Source organism: Isoptericola sp. S6320L, from assembly GCF_023015685.1.
GTDB lineage: Bacteria > Actinomycetota > Actinomycetes > Actinomycetales > Cellulomonadaceae > Isoptericola > Isoptericola halotolerans_A.
Map to the genome: position 1 here is coordinate 70,069 of NZ_JALKAT010000009.1, position 14,128 is coordinate 84,196.

Annotated in this window: 14 protein-coding genes; 11 read left to right on the plus strand and 3 right to left on the minus strand. The window is 73.9% G+C overall.

Features of this window, described 5'->3' with window-relative positions; all coding sequences use genetic code 11:
- Positions 1-74: 74 nt before the first annotated feature.
- Genes MWU57_RS07465 through MWU57_RS07480 form a run of 4 tightly spaced genes read left to right on the plus strand, consistent with a single transcriptional unit; the run spans position 75 to position 5,306 of the window.
- Positions 75-2,459 (plus strand): VanW family protein, encoded by a 2,385-nt coding sequence (locus tag MWU57_RS07465; RefSeq protein WP_246908452.1) that lies wholly within the window; start codon positions 75-77, stop codon positions 2,457-2,459.
- Positions 2,459-3,349, plus strand: a complete 891-nt coding sequence (locus MWU57_RS07470; protein ID WP_246908455.1) for a hypothetical protein — start codon at positions 2,459-2,461, stop codon at positions 3,347-3,349. The genes MWU57_RS07465 and MWU57_RS07470 overlap by 1 nt, the downstream gene beginning before the upstream one ends.
- Positions 3,346-4,296 carry a prephenate dehydratase domain-containing protein gene (locus MWU57_RS07475; RefSeq protein WP_246908457.1) on the plus strand — a complete coding sequence of 317 codons (951 nt, stop codon included), beginning with the start codon at positions 3,346-3,348 and terminating at the stop codon, positions 4,294-4,296. The genes MWU57_RS07470 and MWU57_RS07475 overlap by 4 nt, the downstream gene beginning before the upstream one ends.
- Positions 4,293-5,306 (plus strand): prephenate dehydrogenase, encoded by a 1,014-nt coding sequence (locus MWU57_RS07480; RefSeq protein ID WP_246908460.1) that lies wholly within the window; start codon positions 4,293-4,295, stop codon positions 5,304-5,306. Before MWU57_RS07475 ends, MWU57_RS07480 begins: the two co-directional genes overlap by 4 nt.
- Positions 5,307-5,331: 25 nt before the next feature.
- On the opposite strand, the gene MWU57_RS07485 is transcribed toward MWU57_RS07480, so the two are convergent.
- Complete coding sequence (locus tag MWU57_RS07485; RefSeq protein WP_246908462.1) at positions 5,332-5,631, minus strand: hypothetical protein; 300 nt, start codon at positions 5,629-5,631, stop codon at positions 5,332-5,334.
- Between the two features lie 71 nt (positions 5,632-5,702).
- On the opposite strand from MWU57_RS07485, the gene fdxA reads away from it, so the two are divergent.
- The 3 genes from fdxA to MWU57_RS07500 all read left to right on the plus strand — a co-directional run bounded on the left by fdxA (position 5,703) and on the right by MWU57_RS07500 (position 8,662).
- Positions 5,703-6,020 carry a ferredoxin gene (gene fdxA / locus MWU57_RS07490; protein WP_106266803.1) on the plus strand — a complete coding sequence of 106 codons (318 nt, stop codon included), beginning with the start codon at positions 5,703-5,705 and terminating at the stop codon, positions 6,018-6,020.
- Between the two features lie 21 nt (positions 6,021-6,041).
- Positions 6,042-7,190: a succinyldiaminopimelate transaminase gene (gene dapC, locus MWU57_RS07495; protein ID WP_246908464.1), complete on the plus strand. Its 1,149-nt coding sequence runs from the start codon at positions 6,042-6,044 to the stop codon at positions 7,188-7,190.
- 170 nt (positions 7,191-7,360) lie between these two features.
- A complete protein-coding gene (locus MWU57_RS07500) occupies positions 7,361-8,662 on the plus strand; it encodes a citrate synthase (protein ID WP_106266800.1) in 1,302 nt (433 codons plus the stop codon).
- Between the two features lie 331 nt (positions 8,663-8,993).
- On the opposite strand, the gene MWU57_RS07505 is transcribed toward MWU57_RS07500, so the two are convergent.
- Positions 8,994-9,893, minus strand: a complete 900-nt coding sequence (locus tag MWU57_RS07505) for a hypothetical protein (RefSeq protein WP_246908465.1) — start codon at positions 9,891-9,893, stop codon at positions 8,994-8,996.
- Positions 9,893-10,858 (minus strand): 2,3,4,5-tetrahydropyridine-2,6-dicarboxylate N-succinyltransferase, encoded by a 966-nt coding sequence (gene dapD / locus MWU57_RS07510; RefSeq protein WP_106266797.1) that lies wholly within the window; start codon positions 10,856-10,858, stop codon positions 9,893-9,895. Before dapD ends, MWU57_RS07505 begins: the two co-directional genes overlap by 1 nt.
- Before the next feature lie 71 nt (positions 10,859-10,929).
- Here dapD and dapE point away from each other — a divergent pair, with 71 nt between their 5' ends.
- The 4 genes from dapE to MWU57_RS07530 all read left to right on the plus strand — a co-directional run bounded on the left by dapE (position 10,930) and on the right by MWU57_RS07530 (position 14,091).
- Positions 10,930-12,042 carry a succinyl-diaminopimelate desuccinylase gene (gene dapE, locus MWU57_RS07515; RefSeq protein WP_246908544.1) on the plus strand — a complete coding sequence of 371 codons (1,113 nt, stop codon included), beginning with the start codon at positions 10,930-10,932 and terminating at the stop codon, positions 12,040-12,042.
- A 10-nt stretch (positions 12,043-12,052) separates the two neighbouring features.
- Complete coding sequence (locus MWU57_RS07520; RefSeq protein ID WP_246908468.1) at positions 12,053-12,832, plus strand: TIGR00730 family Rossman fold protein; 780 nt, start codon at positions 12,053-12,055, stop codon at positions 12,830-12,832.
- Positions 12,829-13,782 carry a dihydropteroate synthase gene (folP, locus tag MWU57_RS07525; protein ID WP_246908470.1) on the plus strand — a complete coding sequence of 318 codons (954 nt, stop codon included), beginning with the start codon at positions 12,829-12,831 and terminating at the stop codon, positions 13,780-13,782. Before MWU57_RS07520 ends, folP begins: the two co-directional genes overlap by 4 nt.
- Before the next feature lie 141 nt (positions 13,783-13,923).
- The gene (locus MWU57_RS07530; protein ID WP_106266794.1) at positions 13,924-14,091 is read left to right on the plus strand and encodes a DUF3117 domain-containing protein; all 168 of its coding nucleotides are present in this window, start codon (positions 13,924-13,926) and stop codon (positions 14,089-14,091) included.
- Positions 14,092-14,128 lie beyond the last annotated feature (37 nt).

Below are 14,128 nucleotides of genomic sequence, written 5' to 3' on the forward strand. Positions count from 1 at the left end.
GCGCGGGGATCCGCGCCCAGGACGTGAGCGTGGGGCAGCGCCGGCCCCCGACGAGACCAGCACGGAGCGTGTCGATGGGCAAGCCGACCGAGAGCGACGAGAACCTGCCCGGGCAGGGTGGCACCGCGTCACCGGCCAGCCCTGCGTCATCGGGCAGCACCGCGTCGCCGGGCAGCACCGCCTCGCCGGAGGTTCCCGAGCGAGCGCCCGCACCTGACGCCGGCGACGCCCGTCCACCGATCGTGACCGAGGTGCCGGGAGCGGCGCCGAGCGCGCCGGAGCCCAGCTCGTCGGCGCCGAGCACGAAGGCGCCGAGCACGCCGGCGCCCAGCACGCCGGCGCCCAGCACCGCGCAGCCGGACACGTCGTCGGCGGCGAGCACGCCCCAGCCGCCGAGCGCCCCCGCGGCGCCCAGCGCCCCGGCGGCGCCGAGCGCGCCCGCACCTCGGTCGGCGGCGCCGAGCGCGCCCGCACCGGAGCCCGCTCCGGTCGAGCCGGTCGAGCCGGCAGGGTCGAGCAGGACGCCGCCCGCCGTCCAGACCCCGGACGAGGCCGACGACGTGCCGTACCAGCCGACGGTGCGTGCCTACGAGCAGCGCCGGGTCATCGGCACCGCGGCGGTCGGCGGCGCCGGCACGGCCGCTGCCGGCGCCTCGACGGCCCCTGCGACCGAGGCGATCCAGACCGTGAGCGCGCCCACGGGGGGCGCCGTCCCGCCGTCGGGCACCGCCGGGACGCCGCTGGACGGCCTCCAGGGCGACGGCGCGCCCAGCCGCTGGCCCAAGGTGCTGCTCGGCGTCGCCGGTGGGGTCGTCGTCCTCGGCGGCCTGTACGTCGGTGCCCAGTGGTTCGTCGCGGACTCCGTGCCCTCGGGCACCACGGTGGCCGGTGTGGACATCGGCGGGCTCGACGCCGGTCAGGCCGTCAGCGCGCTGGAGAGCGGCCTCGGCCCCCGGGCGGCCGAACCGGTGACGGTGCAGGCCGGAGAGGTCTCGAGCACCGTCGACCCGGCGGAGGCAGGGCTCACGCTCGACGCCCAGGCGACGGTCGACGAGCTGACGGGGTTCTCGCTCGACCCGACCCGCCTCGTCGCGCACGTGGCCGGTGGCTCGGAGAACCCGCCGGTGGTGGACGTCGACCGCGCCGCCCTGACGTCGTCCGTCGAGTCGGTCGCGACCTCGCTCGCGACGGAACCTGTCGACGGGACCGTGCGCTTCGCCGACGGCGAGCCGGCGGCCACCGAGGCCGTCGACGGGACGCAGGTCGTGGTCGACGCCGCTGACGACGCGCTCGTCGAGTCGTGGCTGGTGACCACCGGACCCATCGAGCTGCCCACCGAGCCCGTGCCCCCGGCGATCGACCAGGCAGCCACGGACGAGGCCTACGCCCAGGCGGAGCAGATCGTCTCCGGCCCGGTCACCGTCGCCGTCGGGGAGCAGAGCCCGGAGCTGCCGGCGCGCGTCCTGGCCCGCTCGACGTCGTTCGTCCCGGCCGAGGGTGCGCTCGTCGCGGAGTTCGACGGCGGCCGGCTCACCAGCGCCCTCATCGACCGCACCGACGACCTGCTGCGCGAGCCCGACGACGCCCGCTTCGAGTTCTCGAGCGGCGAACCCACCATCGTGGGCGGCGAGACAGGCACCACGCTGGACCCGGAGGAGGTCGCGACCGCCGTCGGGGAGGCGGCGCAGAGCACCGAGCGGGACACGTCCGTCGAGCTGGTCGAGGAGGACCCGGAGGACTCCGCGGCCTCCCTCGAGGAGCTGGGGGTCAAGGAGGTCGTCTCCGAGTTCTCCACGCCGCTCACCAGCGAGCCGATCCGTACCAAGAACCTGGTGCGGGGCGCCGAGCTGGTCAACGAGACCCTCGTCAAGCCCGGCGAGACGTTCTCGCTGATCGACACCCTGTCCCCGATCGAGACCTCGAACGGCTTCTTCGCCGCGGGCGTCGTGAGCAACGGGGTCCACGTGGACGCCGTCGGCGGCGGGCTGTCGCAGATGGCCACGACCACCTACAACGCCGGGTTCTTCGCCGGGTTCGACGACGTCGAGCACCGGCAGCACAGCTACTGGTTCAGCCGGTACCCGGCGGGCCGCGAGGCCACGATCTACGTCGGCGCGATCGACATGAAGTTCAAGAACGACACGCCCTACGGCGCGCTCATGCAGAGCTACGTCTCCGGTGGTCGGCTCCACGTGAAGATCTGGTCCACGAAGTACTACGACGTCGAGGAGTCGGACTCCGGCAAGCAGGACGTCGTGCCGATCAAGACCGTCGACAAGTCGGGCAGCCCGGACTGCGAGCCGTACTCCGGGGGCGAGGCCGGGTTCGCGATCACCGTCTACCGCAAGGTCTACCTCGAGGGCGAGCTCGTCAAGGACGAGTCCAACTTCTGGCGGTACAAGCCCGACGACGCGGTGAGCTGCAGCAAGCCGAAGGACGACGACGAGGACGAGGACTGATGCTCGGACGTACCGCCCGCGAGTCCTCGGCCCACGCCGCCCTCGCCGCCCACGACGCCGGCTGGTCCGGCGTCGCCGCCGGGTCGCCGGTGCCGTCCGCGGTGCCCGACGAGACCGAGGAGCTGCTCGACCTCGGGACGACGTCGCAGGCGCTCGAGACGGTCGCGAGCATCGACGACCTCGCCGCCGTCGTGCACCTGGGCCATCCCGAGCAGCCGGCGCCGATGCTCGAGCAGGCGCTGCTGGCCGGGGCCCCGACGCTGCTGGTGACCGCCGCCGTGCCGGTCCGGCCCCAGTGGGTGTGGGTCGCACCACCAGGAGTCGTGGGCGGTCAGGTCGTGGTGGACGAGGCCGGGATGCGGGACTGCGCGGACACGCTCCGGTCCGTCGGCGTCAGCCCACGGCTGGTCCCGACCGCGACGCCGGTGGAGGAGCGCGCCGCGCTGGCGGGCGACCACGGCTCGCTGGTCGTCGAGCGCAGCCGGGTGCCGGCCGGTTGGGTGGAGGTGCCGGGCGGCGAACGCCTCGCCGAGCAGGGACCGGTCTGGTACGGGCTGCTGGAGTCCGCCGACGCGTGGCCGCGCTTCGACGGGTCCGCCCAGGTGTGGCTGGCCTTCGGCCCGTCGGACGACCACCGGGGCTCGCTGCGCGAGACGCTGGGCGTGCTGGCCGACGCCGGGGTCGACCTGCAGCACCTGCGCAGCCACCCCTCGGCGTTCGGTCCGCACGTGTTCCTCACGTCGTTCCGGTGCCCGCGGGTGACCGTGCTGGACGCGCTCGTGGCCGAGCTCGACGCGCGGTCCGTGGCCCACCGGACGTTGGCCGTGCTGCCGGGGGAGCGGTTCGAGCCGGGTCCGGACGCGCTGACGCCGCGCTGGGCGGGCGCGTGAGGATCGCCTACCTGGGACCGGAGGGAACCTTCACCCACCAGGCGGCCCGCACGTGGGCGCAGCGGTCCGCCGGCACCCCCGTGGAGGAGGTGCCGCTCGGCACGGTCGGCGAGGTGCACGACGCCGTGTCGTCCGGGGCGGTCGCCGGTGGTGTCGTCGCCATCGAGAGCTCTGTCGAGGGGCACGTCGTGCCGTCGCTGGACGCGCTGCTGGGCAGCGCCGACGTCGTCGCCGTGGACGAGGTGGTGCTCGACGTCTCCTTCGACGCCTTCGTGCGTCCGGGACACGGCGAGCTGACCGAGGCGACCGCCCACCCGCACGGGCTGGCCCAGTGCCACCGGTTCGTGGCAGGACGCGGGCTCACCCCCGTCCCCGCGGCGTCCAACGCGGCCGCCTGCCGCGACGTGGACCGGCACCAGGTGGCGCTGGGCCCCCGGTTGTGCGGCGAGCTCTACGGGCTCGAGACGCTCGCCGAGGCCGTCGAGGACTTCGCCGGGGCCCGCACGCGGTTCCTGGTGCTCGACCGGCGGGAGCGGGCGGCGGAGCGCTTCGCGGTGGGGCGCAGCGCGGCGCCCGACGGCGAGACCTCCTGGCGCACGATGCTCGCGGTCACGCCGGTGGTGACCGGCCCCGGGGTGCTCGCCCGGGTCACCGACGCGTTCGGCGCTCGGGGAGTGAACATGTCGAGCCTGGTGACCCGGCCGCTCAAGGCGCGCCAGGGCCAGTACGTGTTCGTCGTGACGCTCGACGCCGCGCCCTGGCAGCCGGGCGTGCAGGAGCTGTTCCGCGACCTCCTCGGTGCCGGTGACGCCCTCAAGGTGCTCGGGGCCTACCCCGCGGAGCCGGGGGAGGGTGGTCTCGAGGGACGGCTGGCCGAGCACGTGCCCCTCGGCAGCGTGCGCGCGCACGACCCGGCCGCCGTCGTCGACCGGGGCCTGCTGTGGTGAGCGCCGGCGCCACCGAGCGCGAGGACGCGCCTCGGGTCGCCGTCGTCGGGCTCGGGCTCATCGGCGGGTCGCTGGCCCGCCTGCTGGCCGCCCGGGGCGTCGACGTCGTGGCCACGGACGTGTCGGCCGCCACGCGCGCCGCCGCACGGCGGGCGGGCCTGACCGTCGCCGACGACGTCGCGGGGTGCGTCGCGGACGCCGGCCTGGTGGTCCTCGCCACCCCGTTGCGGGCGATGCCCGCGGTGGCGGCCGACGTCGCCGCGCACGCCCCGGCATCGGCCACCGTGACCGACGTGGGCAGCGTCAAGGGGCCGGTGCGCACGGAGGTGCGCGCGGCGGGCCTGGGCGACCGCTACGTCGGCGCGCATCCGATGGCGGGAACCGAGCACAGCGGGTTCGACGCCTCGGAGGCCGGCCTGCTGGACGGGGTGCGCTGGGCCGTGACGGTGGACCCGGGGGTCGACCCGGCGCGGCTCGCCGCCGTGCTGGAGCTGGTCACCGGACCGTGCGCCGGCACGGTCGCCGTCCTCACCGACGAGGTGCACGACGAGGCCGCCGCGCTGGTCAGCCACGTCCCGCACGTGGTCGCCACCCAGCTGCTGAACGCCGTGGCCGGCGCGCCCGTGCGCGACGTGGCGCTCGGGCTCGCCGCGGGCAGCTTCCGCGACGGCACGCGGGTGGCGTTCACCGACCCGGCGCGCACCGAGGCCATGGTCACCCAGAACGCCGCCTGGGTCGCACCGGCGCTGCGCAAGGTGGTGCGGGACCTGGAGCTCGTGATCGAGGCGCTGGAGACCAACGCCTCGACGCACGCGTTCTTCCGGGCCGCCGACGCCGTGCGGCAGACCGGCCGCCCGCCGGTGCCCGCCGGCGCGGCACCCACCGCGGTGGAGCAGGTGCCGTTGACCGCGGGCTGGCCGGCGGCGCTGGTCGAGCGCTGCACGGCGGGCGCCGTCGTCGTCGGCCTCACCCCCACCCACGCCGAGGTAGTGCGGCTCGCGCCGAGGTAGTGCCGCTCGCGCCGAGGTAGCGCGGTCAGTCGCGCGGGCGCGCCGGCCTCCGGGCGGGGCGCGGGGGCAGGACCTTGGCGGCCTCGACGTCGGCGGCCGGCACCCGCACCTGCTCGCCGGCGCCCGGCGCGTCCGGGCGCGCCGGATCCCGCCGCAGGACGATCTCGTCGGCGTCGGCGGCCACGACGACGCCGACGACGTCGGTCCAGCGCTGCCCGGACGCGCTGGCTTCCGCGGGCATGAGCCGACGGCGTACCACGGCCCGCGTCCCGGCCGGCCAGTCTCGCCAGTCGGACGATCCGGGGGACGCGTGCGGGTTTGTCACGTGAGCGATACTAGAGTGCCCCGAGAACGACCGGAGCGTGCTCCATCCCCGTGACCTGAAAGGGAACTGCAGTGACCTACGTGATCGCTCAGCCGTGCGTCGACGTCAAGGACAAGGCGTGCATCGAGGAGTGTCCCGTGGACTGCATCTACGAGGGCTCCCGCTCGTTGTACATCCACCCGGACGAGTGCGTGGACTGCGGGGCCTGCGAGCCGGTCTGCCCGGTCGAGGCCATCTACTACGAGGACGACGTCCCCGAGGAGTGGAAGGACTACTACCGCGCGAACGTCGAGTTCTTCGACGACCTCGGCTCGCCCGGTGGCGCGGCCAAGATGGGCGTCATCGAGAAGGACGACCCGATGATCGCCGGCCTGCCCCCGCAGGCCTGAGCGCCGCCGTCGGACGCGCGCATGGGTTTCACCGACCTGAGGTCCCTCGCCTACCCGTGGGACACCCTGGGTGACGTGCGCGCGACGGCGGCCGCTCATCCCGGCGGGATGGTCGACCTGTCGGTCGGCACACCCGTCGACCCGACCCCGGCGGTGGTCCGCGACGCCCTGGCCGGCGCTGCGGACGCCCCGGGGTACCCGCTGACGTACGGCACGCCGGCGCTGCGCGAGGCCGTCGCCGGCTGGTTCGCGCGGCGTCGCGGCGTCCCGGACCTCGACCCGGCCGGGGTCATGCCCACGGTCGGGTCCAAGGAGCTGGTGGGCCTCCTGCCGAGCCTGCTGCGGCTCGGCCCGGGCGACGTCGTCGTCCACCCCGAGATCGCCTACCCGACCTACGACGTCGGCGCGCGTCTCGCCGGCGCGACCCCCCTCCCGGCGGACGACGTCGCCGCGTGGGCCGGGCGTGACGACGTGCGCATGGTCTGGGTCAACTCGCCCTCCAACCCCACCGGGGCGGTGGCCGACGTCGAGCACCTGCGCTCCGTGGTGACGGCGGCCCGCGAGGTCGGTGCCGTCGTCGTGGGCGACGAGTGCTACGCCGAGCTGCCCTGGGACCCCAGGTGGGTCGGTCCGGACGGCTCGAGCCGCGTCCCCAGCCTGCTGGACCCGCGGGTGAACGGCGGCTCCCACGACGGCCTCCTGGTCGCCTACTCGCTGTCGAAGCAGTCGAACCTGGCGGGCTACCGGGCGGCGTTCGTGGCAGGCGACCCGGCGCTCGTGGGCGACCTGGTGGCGACGCGCAAGCACCTCGGGATGATCGTCCCCGCGCCCGTGCAGGCCGCGATGGTCGCCGCCCTGGGTGACGCTGACCACGTCGCCGCGCAGCGGGAGCGGTACCGGCGACGTCGGGAGGCGCTCCTGCCCGCGCTGCGCGCCGCGGGGTTCGCCGTCGACGACTCCGAGGCAGGCCTCTACCTGTGGGTCCGCCCGCAGGACGACGCCGCAGGTCCGACGACGTCCCGCGACCTGGCGCGGTGGTTCGCCGAACGTGGTGTGCTGGTCGGGCCGGGGGAGTTCTACGGCGCCGCGGGTGCACGGCACGTCCGGGTGGCGCTGACGGCCGGCGACGACGCCGTCGCACGTGCTGTGGCGCGCATCACAGGTGCTTGACGCGGGGATTGGAACCGCATGGGATTGAGGGGTAGTTTCATCCGCAGGCCGAGGCTGCCCTGCGGAGACGCCCCCAGGTGGTCCCGAGCGGTAGTCCATGACATTGCCACGAGTTCGCGTGTCCCAGGTCCCGACGACGGGGCTCCGGGAGCCCGTCAGGGAAGGAAGACATGACGTCCACCCAGCAGACCCCCACGGTCGAGCTCACCGTCGACGGCAAGGCGCACGCCCTGCCCGTGGTGCCGGCCACCGAGGGGAACGACGGCATCGTCGTCTCGTCCCTGCTCAAGGAGACGGGGATGGTCACGGTCGACCCCGGCTTCACGAACACCGCCTCGTGCGAGTCGACCATCACCTACATCGACGGCGACCAGGGCATCCTGCGCTACCGCGGCTACCCGATCGAGCAGCTCGCCGACAGCTCGTCGTTCCTCGAGGTCTCCTACCTGCTGATCCACGGCGAGCTGCCCTCGGCCGAGCAGCTCGAGGCGTTCACCGACCGCATCAACCGGCACACCCTCGTGCCGGAGGCGTTCCGCACCTTCCTCGGCACCTTCCCGCGCGGCGGCCACCCCATGGCGATCATGGCCTCGGCCGTGAACGCGCTCGCGACGTACTACCCGGAGTCGCTGGACCCGCACGACGACGACGCCGTCGAGCTGGCGACCGTGCTCATCCTCGCTAAGATCCGCACGATCACCTCGTACGTGCACCGCTCGATGCGTGACGAGCCGCTGCTCTACCCCGACGCGGCGCGCGGCTACGTCGACGACTTCCTGCGTATGACCTTTGCCCGCCCCTACGAGGAGTGGGAGGCGAACCCGACGGTCGTCTCGGCGATGGACAAGCTGCTCATCCTGCACGCCGACCACGAGCAGAACTGCTCGACGTCGACCGTCCGCATCGTGGGGTCCTCCAACGCGACGCTGTACGCCTCGGTGTCGGCGGGCATCAACGCCCTGTCCGGCCCGTCGCACGGCGGCGCCAACGAGGCCGTGCTGCTCATGCTCGAGAAGATCCGCTCCGGTGACGACTCCGTCGAGACCTTCATGAAGAAGGTCAAGAACAAGGAGGCCGGCGTCCGGCTCATGGGGTTCGGTCACCGGGTCTACAAGAGCTACGACCCGCGTGCCGCCATCGTCAAGAAGCACGCGGACGCCGTGCTCGACGAGCTGGGTGCGAAGGACGAGCTGCTGGACATCGCCCGCGGCCTCGAGGAGATCGCGCTGAGCGACGACTACTTCGTCGAGCGCAAGCTCTACCCGAACGTCGACTTCTACACCGGCCTGATCTACCAGGCCATGGGCTTCTCCCCGGCGATGTTCACCCCGCTGTTCACGCTCGGTCGGATGCCCGGCTGGATCGCCCAGTGGCGCGAGATGTCGAAGGACCCGCAGACGAAGATCGGCCGCCCGCGGCAGATCTACACCGGCCCGACAGCCCGCGACTACGTCTCGCTCGACAACCGCTGACCACCCCGCCGAGATGGTGCCGCTCGCCCCGAGGTAGCGCCCCGCCCGCCGAGGTAGTAGCGCGCGGCGCGAGGTAGTGCCCGACGGCGTGGGGTAGCGCCGGGCGGGAACGTCAAAGCCGGGTGTCGGGTCCCGTGCACGGTCGTCAGTCCCGAAGTGGAGGGCGCCCTGCGCCCGTGAACGCGACCGTGCACGGGACCCGCCACCCGGCGGAACCCGACCCACCCCGCACTACCTCGACCCGCGAGGTACTACCTCGGCGCGAGCGCTACTACCTCGCGCAACCTGTCACTACCTCGGCGCGAGCGTTACTACCTCGCGCAACGGATTACTACCTCGGGGCGTCCGTGGGCGTGCCCAGCGTCACGGTGACCGTGCCCCGAGCGAGCGGCTCCGACCCGGCGTCGAGGGGCGACCAATCGCCCGACGCCCGTGTCCAGACCAGCCCCTCCGCCCGGACCTCGGCGGTACCGGTCGCCTTCGCCGTCGCCACCGCCCAGTGGGCCACGGTCCACGTGGACCGCTCGGCGCTCTCGAAGGGCAGCACGCCGGCGTCGATCGTGGTCAGCGCCCCGTCGGCGCTCACCGCCTCACCGGGGACACCGAGGTCCCGCGCCAGCAGCTTCGGGACCTCGACGAGCTCGTCCTCGGCGGCGACGGCGAACAGCTCGCACGTGACCGACCCGGGAGAGTGCCCGGTCAGCGAGGAGGCCCATGCCCGCGCGAGCGTCTCGTGCTGGGCGTACGCGTCCGGGAAGGCGGACCGCTGCACCGCCTGGGCTGCCACCGTGACCTCGAGGTCCTGCCAGCCGTCGACCTGCTCGAGCCCCGCGTAGAACCCGTTCGTCGAGTACACGGGGTCCATGATCTCCGTGGTCGTTCCCCAGCCCTGGGACGGCCGTTGCTGGAACAGGCCCAACGAGTCCCGGTCGCCGTAGTCGATGTTGACGAGGCTCGACTCCTGCAGCGCCGTCGCGAGCCCGATCGTGCCCGCTCGCGCCGGCAGGCCGCGCTGGATCGAGGTGCCCACCACGAGCGCCGCGTTCTCCGCCTGGACAGGGGCCAGCTCCCAGCCCGTCCCGTCGAGGGTGGCGGTGCACCGCTCCCGGTTCAGTGCGGGCTCGCGGGCGGACAGGAACCAGATGACTCCGGCCACCGCCCCCACACCGACGGCCAGGATGGCGACGACGGCGACCGCCGAACCAGCGGCGGAGCGCCGTCGTCGGCTCATCAGTTGGCGTGCAGGGCGGCGTTGAGCTCCACGCCCGAGGCGCGGGCGAGCACCTCGACGGCCCCCGTGCGCGAGTTGCGGCGGAACAGGAGGTTGTCGCGTCCGGCCAGCTCGAGCGCCTTGACGACGCGCGGCTCGCCCTCGTCGCCCATCTCTCCGAGCACCGTGCACTTGGTCCCGGCCGTGACGTACAGGCCGGCCTCGACGACGCAGTCGTCGCCGAGGGGGATGCCGAGGCCGGCGTTGGCCCCGAGCAGGCAGCGCTCGCCGATCGAGATGATCTGCTTCCCACCGCCGGACAGGGTCCCCATGATCGAGGCGCCGCCACCGACGTCGGAGCCGTCGCCGACGACGACGCCGGCCGAGATCCGGCCCTCGATCATCGAGGCGCCCAGGGTGCCCGCGTTGAAGTTCACGAAGCCTTCGTGCATGACCGTGGTGCCCTCGGCCAGGTGCGCGCCGAGCCGCACCCGGTCGGCGTCGGCGATCCGCACGCCGGACGGCACGACGTAGTCGACCATGCGCGGGAACTTGTCGATGCCGTACACCGTGACGGGCTTGTCCGTCGACGCGCGCAGGCGCAGGCGGGTGATCTCGAAGCCCTCGACGCTGCACGGTCCGTGGGAGGTCCACACCACGTTGGTGAGCCTGCCGAACAACCCGTCGAGGTTCAGCCCGTGGGGCGCCACCAGCCGGTGGGAGATCAGGTGCAGCCGCAGGTAGGCGTCCGCGGCGTCGGTCGGCGGCGCGTCCAGGTCGATCTCGGTGCGCACGACGGCGACGTCCACCCGCCGCGCGTCGTCCCGCTGCGAGAGGGCCGCCAGATCGGCCGGCACGTCGACGTCGTCGGGCGCCACCCCCAGCTGGGGGGCGGGGTACCAGACGTCGAGCGTGCTGCCGTCGTCGGCCACGGTCGCGAGGCCGAGTCCCCAGGCGGTGCGGTCAGAGGTGGTGGGCGTCGTCATGGGAGCAGCCTATCGGCGCGGGGTGGCACGATGAACGCGTGACCAGCCAGCAGAACCGCTTCGATCCCGTCCTGTTCGACCCGGTGGAGATCCCCACGTCCGACCTCGTGGACGTGCTCGCCGCCGTGTGCGACATCGAGTCCGTCTCGGGGGACGAGGAGGCGCTGGCCGACGCCGTCGAGGCCCTCCTGCGCGGGCAGCCCCACCTGGAGGTGACCCGCGACGGGGACGCCGTCGTCGCGCGCACGCTGCTCGGCCGGGACCGTCGGGTCGTGCTGGCGGGCCACCTCGACACCGTGCCGCTCACCGACCCGCCGAACCTGCCGACGCGTCTGGAGGGCACCGGCGACGACCGCGTCCTGTGGGGGCGCGGCACCGTCGACATGAAGGCGGGGATCGCGGTGATGCTGGCGCTCGCCGTCGAGCTGGGACGTCCCGGCAGCGAGCCGGTCGTGGACCTGACCTACGTGTTCTACGACCACGAGGAGGTCGAGGCGTCCAAGAGCGGGCTGGGGCGGCTGGCGCGGAACCACCCTGAGCTGCTCGCCGGTGACTTCGCCGTCCTCGGCGAGCCGACCGCGGCCGACATCGAGGGCGGCTGCCAGGGCACGATCCGTGTCGACGTGCGCACCCGCGGCGTCGCGGCCCACTCGGCGCGGTCCTGGCGGGGGGAGAACGCGATCCACGCCGCCGCGCCGATCCTCGCCCGGCTCGCGGCCTACGAGGCGGCCGAGGTCGGGGTCGACGGCCTCGTCTACCGCGAGGGCATGAACGCCGTCGGGATCCGCGGCGGCATCGCGGGCAACGTGGTGCCGGACGCCTGCACCGTCACCGTGAACTACCGGTTCGCCCCCTCGCGCACGCTGGCCGAGGCCGAGGCGCACCTGCGCGAGCTCTTCGACGGCTACGAGGTGACGGTCACCGACTCCTCGCCCGCCGCGCGCCCGGGTCTCGACGACCCGCTCGCCGCCGAGTTCGCCGCGGCGGTGCTCGCGCTCACCGGCGGAGTGCCGAAGCCCAAGTTCGGGTGGACCGACGTCGCGCGCTTCGCGGAGCTCGGTATCCCCGCGGTCAACTTCGCCCCGGGCGACCCCTCGCTGGCCCACGCCGACGACGAGCGGGTGCCGGTACGTGAGCTCGCCATGTGCCGCGACGCGCTGCGCACCTGGCTGCGCGGTCAGTAGTGTCGGTCCCATGAGCGACCGTACCGACGAGGGTGTCCAGCAGACCGGCCAGGGGTACCGCAAGGGGCCCGTCCTGCTGCGCGGCACCGAGATCCCTGACACCACCACGGACCAGCGGTTGCTGGCCCCGGGGGACGGGACCGACTGGGTGCACTCGGACCCGTGGCGGGTGATGCGCATCCAGGCCGAGTTCGTCGAGGGGTTCGGCGCGCTCGCCGAGGTCGGCCCGGCCGTCTCGGTGTTCGGCTCCGCCCGCACACGACCCGACCACGAGGACTACCAGCTCGCCGTGGAGGTCGGCCGCCGCCTGGTCGACGCGGGCTACGCGGTGATCACCGGTGGTGGCCCCGGCATCATGGAGGCCGCGAACAAGGGTGCGTCGGACGCCGGCGGGACGTCGATCGGGCTGGGCATCGAGCTGCCCTTCGAGCAGGGCATGAACGAGTTCGTCAACCGTGGCGTCAGCTTCCGGTACTTCTTCGCGCGCAAGACGATGTTCGTCAAGTACGCCCAGGGGTTCGTCGTGCTGCCGGGCGGGTTCGGCACCTTCGACGAGCTCTTCGAGGCGATCACCCTCGTGCAGACCCACAAGGTCACCGGGTTCCCCCTGGTGCTCGTCGGGACCGACTACTGGGGCGGCCTGCTCGAGTGGGTGCGCACCGCCGTCGTGGACCGCGGCATGATCAACCCCACCGACCTCGACCTGCTCCACCTGACCGACTCCGCCGAGGACGCGGTCGAGCACGTCGTCGAGCGAGGCCGGGCGCTGGCCGCCGAGTTCCGCTCGTGATCCCGCCCGCGGGCGCACCCCTCGTGCTGCGCGGCCGCGAGGTCGGCCGCGGGCCCGGCGGGGTGTCCCGCCCGGTGGTCATGGCCATCGTCAACCGCACCAGCGACTCGTTCTACGCGCCGGCCCGGTTCGCCGACGACGGCCCGGCGCTCGCGGCCGCCCACGCCGCGTGGGCCGAGGGCGCCGCGATCCTCGACGTCGGCGGGGTGCGGGCGGGCACCGGCCCCGAGGTGGGCGTCGCCGAGGAGATCGATCGCGTCGTGCCGTTCGTCGAGCGGGTGCGCGCCGAGCTGCCCGACCTGCTCCTGAGCGTCGACACCTGGCGCTCCGAGGTCGCCCGCGCGGCCGTTCGTGCCGGTGCGGACCTCATCAACGACACGTGGGCCGGTCACGACCCGGCGCTGGTCGAGGTCGCGGGCGCGGCCGGGGTGGGCGTCGTCTGCTCGCACACGGGCGGGGCGCGGCCCCGCACCGACCCCTGGCGGGTGGAGTACCCGCCGGGCGCCGGCGGCGCTGACGGCACCCAGCACGGCACCCCCGAGGATCCGCGCGACGGCGTCACCCAGGACGTGCTGACGACGTTGCGCGACGCGGCCGAGCGGGCCGTCGCGTGCGGCGTGCCGCCGTCGTCGGTGCTCGTGGACCCCACGCACGACTTCGGCAAGAACACGTGGCACTCGCTGCACCTCCTGCGTCGCACGGAGGCGCTCGCCGGGCTCGGGTTCCCCGTCCTCATGGCGCTGAGCCGCAAGGACTTCGTCGGGGAGACGCTCGACCTCCCGCCGGCGGACCGGTTGGCGGGCACGCTCGCCGCGACGGCGCTCGCGGCGTGGCACGGCGCCCGGGTCTTCCGGGCGCACGACGTCGCGGCGACGCGGCAGGCGCTCGAGATGGTGGCGGCCGTCCGCGACGAGGCGCCGCCTCGTGCGGCTCTGCGCGGGATGGCGTGACCAGGGACGACCCGGCCCGCAGTAGAATGGTGAGGCACGCCTCGAGCTGCGTGGCCGTGCCGGCAGCGTTGACCCGTCGCCGGGGCGACGGGCGGGGCTGAGGCAGTTGGGGAACCGGACAACGGAAATGGAGAGCCACACATGGCTGCGATGAAGCCGCGGACGGGCGACGGACCGCTCGAGGTCACCAAGGAGGGACGCGGCATCGTCATGCGTGTCCCGCTGGAGGGCGGCGGTCGCCTGGTCGTCGAGCTGAACGCGACCGAGGCCGGCGAGCTGGGCGAGGCCCTCCAGGCCGTCACCGGCTGAGTCGGCTCGGGCTGACGACGTACGAACTCACGGGCGC